The following is a 6,215-nucleotide window of genomic DNA, read 5'->3' on the forward strand; positions in this document are numbered from 1 at the left end:
CGTCGGCGACGACGGAGGCACGCACCCCGTATACGTGCTCGATCATGTCGGACGTCAGTGCCTCGATAGGTGGGCCCTGGGCGACGATCCGTCCCTTCGAGAGAACGACGACCCGGTCACAGAACATCGCCGCGAGGTTGAGATCGTGCAGTGCGACGTAACTGGTCACCGGCAATGCCACCACCCGTTCCAGGATGTCGAGCTGATGCTGGACGTCGAGGTGATTGGTCGGTTCGTCGAGCAGGAGTTCCTGCGGATCCTGGGCGAGCGCCCGCGCGATCTGGGCGCGCTGGCGTTCTCCGCCCGACATGGCCCGCCACAGGCGGTCGGCGTGCTCGGACATACCGGTGGCCACGAGCGCCCGTTCTATCGCGGCGTCGCCTCCGTCGTCGCGGCCGAAGACGTCCGCGTGTGGAACTCGGCCCAGCCGAACCACATCCCGGACCCTGATGTCGACCTCGGTGTGCGAGTGCTGTCCCACCATCGCGACCCGCCTGGCCAGGACGCGGCGGCCGAGCGACCGGATGTCGGCACCATCGAGCGTCACAGTGCCCGCGTCCGGACGGTCGACGCCGGCAAGCAGACGCAGGAGTGACGACTTGCCGGAACCGTTGGGGCCGAGCAGCCCGATTGTCTCGCCGGGCCGCGGGTCGATCGTCACGTCGTCGACTACGAGGTTGCCGCCCCGGCTCCACCTCAGCGATGTTGCCGCCAGTGTCTCTGTTTTCCTCGTCACTGCGTGCTCCTCATACGGAAGAGAATCAGGGCGAAGGCGGGCACACCGATCAGCGCTGTCACCACACCGACCGGTACTTCCTGCGGCGCGAACACCGTGCGCGCCACCGCGTCGACCCACACCATGAACACCGCACCCACCACTGCTGCGACCGGCACGAGACGACTGTGCCTGGGGCCGACCAGGAATCGGGCGGCATGCGGAAGTACCAGACCCACGAATCCGATGGCACCTGCCGCACTGACCAGCACCGCGGTGATGAGTGCCGTCACCACCAGGAACATCAGGCGGGTGCGTCCCACCGCGATTCCGAGCGTCGCGGCGGTGGACGATCCGAAGGTGAAGGCATCGAGCGCGGACGCCTTCAGCAGACACACCGCAACCCCCAGTGCGCACACCCCGCCACACAGGATCACGTCGCTCCAGGTTGCGCCCGCGAGCGAGCCGAGCAGCCAGAACAGCACACCACGGGTGCGTTCCGCGTCGGCCGACGAGATGACGATGAAAGAGGTGAGCGCCGAGAACAATTGCGTACCCGCGACACCGGCGAGGACCACACGGGAGGTTCCGCCGCCCGCGCCCGTCGCAAGCAGCAGCACCAGCCCGAACGACACCAGCGCGCCGAGAAAGGCACCACCGGACAACGAGATCGCACCGCCTCCGATGCCGAGGACCGCGATCATCACGGCGCCGGTGGAGGCACCGGACGAGATACCCAGCACGAACGGGTCGGCGAGCGGATTTCGCAGCAGCGACTGCATGATCACGCCGCACACGGCCAGGCCGGCCCCGCACACCGCCGCGAGCAACGTTCGAGGTAGCCGCAGTTCCCAGACGATGCCCTCCCGGATTGCACTCACCGTCGACCCACTCATACCCAGCTTGTCGAAGATCACCGAATAGACGTCCCCGACAGAGAGATTCGCGGGCCCTATGGTGACGGTGACGGCGATCGACAGAGCAAGCGCCACCACTCCCACGGTGATCACAGCGACAACCGGGACCCGGTCGCCCCTGACGGGCAACCGGGTCTTCATCTCGGCCGTCACCGGTTGCCGAGGTTCCATTCCCGCACTGCGGCGGCGACCTTCTCGATCCCGTCGACCGTGCGGATGGACGGGTTCATGTCGGCGCCGTTGACCACGATGTAACGCTTGTTCTGCACCGCGGACAGTCGCTGTGTGACCGGATTCGACTCGAGGAACGCGATCTTGCTGTCGAGGGCGTCACCGTCGATGCTGCGGCGACTCAGATCCCCGAGCACCAGTGCGGTCGGGTCCCGGTCCAGGACCGACTCCCAGCTGACCTGCGGCCACTCGTTGGTCGTGTCGTCGAAGACGTTCTTCGCCCCGACGGAGTTCGTGATGATGCCCGACGAGCCACAGCAGCCCGCCACATAGGGCGTGTTGATATCGGCGAACCAGAACGCCAGCGAGACCTCCGACGCATCGACCTCACCAGCAGCGTTCTCGTATCGCTGCTCGAGTTCCGCGACGAACTCCTCGCCGCGATCCCGCACGTCGAAAATAGCTGCGAGCTCGCGGATCTCCTTGTAGACGGAGTCCATCGTGAGCGGTTCGGTGCGGTTGCCGTCGGCGTTGACACTCTCGTCGTTCTTGCCTTCACAATCGGTGGGCGACAGGTACGACGGCACCCCGAGCCGGTCGAACTGATCCCGGTCCGCGACACCGCCCTCGCCCAGCGTGCCGCCGAACGATGCCGACACGAAGTCGGGTTCGGTCTCGAGGACCACTTCGAACGACGGTTTGTTGTCGGCGAGACGCGGGACGGTCTCGTTCGCGGCTGCGAGGTTGTCGCGCACCGGGTCCGTCCACGTCGCGGTGCCGACCATCCGATCGGCGAGTCCGAGCGACAGCAGGATCTCCGTGGAGCCCTGGTTGAGCGAGACGGCCCGCTGCGGGGGCGCATCGATTGTGACGGAATAACCGCAATTGTCGATCGTCAGTGGGTAGTTCGTCGCGGACGACGAGACGTCGACGTCCTGTTCGGCGGCTCGCTCGGTGTCGTTCGTCGAACAGCCTGCGACCGCGAGGGTCGCGGCGAAGACTGCGATGCCTGTGCGCAGCAGCGTGTGCCGCCCCTGTCGGGCGGTGAATATCGAGTTGTTCATGTCCATCCTCGTGGTGTCACTTCGGTCCGCGCAGGTGTCCTGGCTCCCGGATCGACGCTCTCCCCCGGCCTTCCAACCGTGATGGGTCGTGGCCGTACGAGTGGGGGATAGCTCCTCGGTGACAGTTGCGGGACAGCCCCGGATTCGCACCGGTGTTCCCTACGTCGTCTCGAAGCGTACAAGACCATCGCGAACATGGATATAGCGGCGGGTCGGCGGAGAGGTTCACATCAGGAGGGACGGTGGTGGATTCACGCCCTGGACCGATGTGGTGAACGGTGACCGGCGGCGCGGCGAAGCAGATACGTATCCATTACCCAGCCTCGCGCGACTTTGGCCCGCGCCCGCGCCTTCTCGATCTCGGGAAGTACGTCGGAGAGGCGTCCGGCCACGAGTTCTTCGTCGGTCGTTCCCAGCTGTGCGCCCCACCAGATATCCCACGCACCTGGTAGTTCCGAGCACGCGAGCTGCCCATCGAGCATGACCACGATGTTCTCCGCTCCTCCGGCCACCTCCTCGGCGAGCCGCCGGCCCGTCGTGATGGTGATGGGGCCTCCGATCACGTTGAGCACCAGCCTGTGCCGTGCCGCGAGCACCTGCACACTGCTGACTCCCGGGATCACGTCGTAGTCGATGTCGAGGAGTCCACGACTGCGAATACGTTCGACGACACGGATAGTGCTGTCGTACAGACTCGGATCTCCCCACACGAGGAGCCCGACGGTCTCGCCGTCGAGAACCTGTTCGGCGAGCGCGATCTCGTAGGCTTCGGCGCGTGCGGCGTGCCAGTCGCGCACCTCGGCGCCGTATGCCTCGGGTGTCCGGTCGCGCGGCGGATCGGGCACCGCGATCACGCGATAGTCCCGCGTGCTGTGACGGCGGCAGATCTCCTGCCGCACAGCGACGAGATCACCTGTACCCGCACGTCCGGCTTCGGCCTCCTTGTCGGCGACAAGGAACACGTCGACGCTGTTCAACGCGTGTACGGCGGTCACCGTCAGGTCGTCGGGCCCACCCGGGCCGATACCGATGAGCCGCAGCCGCCGGACGGTCACCCGCGGTCCTCGAGGTCACCTTCTGCGTCGAGGTACGCCTGCTGCAGCGCCTGCATCGTGTCGGGATCCGGCTCGGCCCACAGACCACGGTCGGCGGCCTCGGTGAGTCGCTCGACGATCCCGCGCAACGCCCACGGGTTCGCCTCGCGGAGGAATTGCTGATTCTCGGGATCGAGAGCGTATGTCTGCGCGAGGGTTTCGTACATCCAGTCCTGCACGACACCGGCCGTGGCGTCGTACCCGAAGAGGTAGTCGACGGTCGCGGCGAGTTCGAAGGCGCCCTTGTAACCGTGGCGGCGCATCGCCGTGATCCAGCGCGGATTGACCACGCGGGCACGGAACACTCTCGCGGTATCCTCGGCGAGCGACCGGGTGCGCACCGCGTCGGGGGTCGTGGAGTCTCCGATGTAAGCCTTCGGGTCGTTGCCGGTGAGTGCGCGTACCGTCGCGACCATGCCCCCGTGATACTGGAAGTAGTCGTCGGAGTCGGCGATGTCGTGTTCGCGGGTGTCGGTGTTCTTCGCCGCCACCGCGATACGTCGATAGTTGGCGCGCATGTCCTCGGCGGCGGGTACGCCGTGCAGGCCGCGACCGTAGGCGAAGCCACCCCACGCGGTATACACCTCGGCGAGATCCGCATCGGTGCGCCAGTTCCCGGAGTCGATGAGTTGCAGGATCCCCGCACCGTACGACCCGGGCTTGGAACCGAAGATCCGCCGCACCGCGCGGTCGGCGTCGCCGTGCTCGGCTTCGTCCCGTTCGGCGTGGGCGCGTATGTAGTTCATCTCGAGAGGTTCGTCGAGTGCGGCGACCATGCGGATCGCGTCGTCGAGCATTCCGATGACGTGCGGGAACGCATCGCGGAAGAACCCGGAGATCCGGACGGTGACGTCGATGCGTGGCCGGCCGAGCTCTTCGAGCCCGACCACGATCAACTCCCGGACACGCCGGGACTCGGGGTCCCATTCGGGACGCACACCGATCAGCGCGAGGACTTCGGCGATGTCGTCGCCGGCGGTCCGCATCGCCGAGGTCCCCCACACCGACAGTCCTACCGACTGCGGGTACTCACCGGTGTCCGCGACATACCTGTCGACCAGGGCATTCGCGAGTGCCACGCCGGTGTCGTAGGCGAGTCGGCTCGGGACCGCCTTGGGATCGACGGTGTAGAAGTTGCGGCCGGTGGGCAGCACGTTGACCAGGCCCCGCAGCGGCGATCCGGAGGGCCCGGCGGGGATGTAGCCGCCGCCGAGAGCATGTAGCACCGCATCGAGTTCGTCGGTGGTCCGCGCCAGGCGCGGCACCACTTGCTCAGCAGCGAATTCCAGCACTCGTGCGACCTCGTCGTCGGCGCGACCGAGTACGGATTCGACTGTGGCTGCGCCAGATCCGCAAGTCCAGCTGCGGTCTTCCATTGCTCGGACAAGCGCACGGGCCTGGGACTCGACCGCGTCGACCTCGGTGAGCGGCCCGTCGGGCTTCAAACCCAATGCGGTGCGAAGCCCGGGCACCGCGTGTGATTTCCCTCCCCACACCTGGGCTGCGCGCAGGATGGACAGCACCAGGTTCACGCGCGCGTCCCCCTCGGGGGCGCCACCGAGCACATGCAGGCCGTCGCGGATCTGCGCGTCCTTCACCTCGCACAGCCAGCCGTCGACGTGCAGGAGGAAGTCGTCGAACTCTGCGTCGTGCGGGCGATCGTCGAGGCCCAGGTCGTGGTCGAGTTTCGCGGCCTGGATCAGCGTCCAGATCTGTGCGCGGATCGCGGGCAGCTTCGCCGGGTCCATCGCCGCGATGTTGGAGTACTCGTCGAGCAGCTGCTCCAAACGCGCGATGTCACCGTAGGATTCGGCGCGGGCCATCGGTGGGATCAAGTGGTCCACGATGGTGGCGTGTGCGCGACGCTTGGCCTGCGCTCCCTCGCCGGGATCGTTGACGAGAAACGGGTAGATCAGCGGCATGTTGCCGATCGCGGCGTCCGTCGCACACGACGCGGACAGTCCCGCATTCTTGCCCGGCAGCCACTCCATCGAACCGTGCTTACCGAGGTGCACGACGGCGTCGGCGCCGAATCCGTTCTCCACCCACCGGTACGCCGCCAGGTAGTGGTGCGACGGCGCCATGTCCGGATCGTGATAGATCGCGACGGGGTTCTCACCGAATCCGCGGGGCGGCTGGATCATCAGCACCACGTTGCCGGCCTGCAACGTCGCGAGGACCACGGCCTTGTCCGCGCCGAGGGCGTCGGCCCGCAAGGAGCCCGGGGGCGCGCCCCACGGGTACGCCAACGGCA

General features: G+C 67.0%; 5 protein-coding genes and 1 riboswitch. All 5 genes read right to left on the reverse strand.

What is annotated here, in order from left to right; translation table 11 throughout:
- A partial coding sequence (locus tag TVH25_RS20345; protein ID WP_422425328.1) for an ABC transporter ATP-binding protein occupies positions 1-736 on the reverse strand: 736 nt, incomplete at its 3' end.
- Entirely contained in the window at positions 733-1,773 is a 1,041-nt protein-coding gene (locus TVH25_RS20350; RefSeq protein ID WP_422425330.1) for a FecCD family ABC transporter permease, read from the reverse strand. The genes TVH25_RS20350 and TVH25_RS20345, both read right to left, overlap by 4 nt.
- Positions 1,774-1,781: 8 nt before the next feature.
- The gene (locus TVH25_RS20355; protein ID WP_296549399.1) at positions 1,782-2,867 is read right to left on the reverse strand and encodes an ABC transporter substrate-binding protein; all 1,086 of its coding nucleotides are present in this window, start codon (positions 2,865-2,867) and stop codon (positions 1,782-1,784) included.
- A gap of 13 nt (positions 2,868-2,880) precedes the next feature.
- A riboswitch (cobalamin riboswitch) is annotated at positions 2,881-3,071 on the reverse strand.
- 47 nt (positions 3,072-3,118) lie between these two features.
- Positions 3,119-3,922, reverse strand: a complete 804-nt coding sequence (gene cobF, locus TVH25_RS20360) for a precorrin-6A synthase (deacetylating) (RefSeq protein WP_378528076.1) — start codon at positions 3,920-3,922, stop codon at positions 3,119-3,121.
- Positions 3,919-6,215 (reverse strand): cobaltochelatase subunit CobN (gene cobN, locus TVH25_RS20365; RefSeq protein WP_422425329.1); only part of this gene is annotated, 2,297 nt, incomplete at its 5' end. The genes cobN and cobF, both read right to left, overlap by 4 nt.

It is taken from the genome of Rhodococcus sp. 7Tela_A2, from assembly GCF_049311045.1.
Classification (GTDB): Bacteria; Actinomycetota; Actinomycetes; order Mycobacteriales; family Mycobacteriaceae; genus Rhodococcus.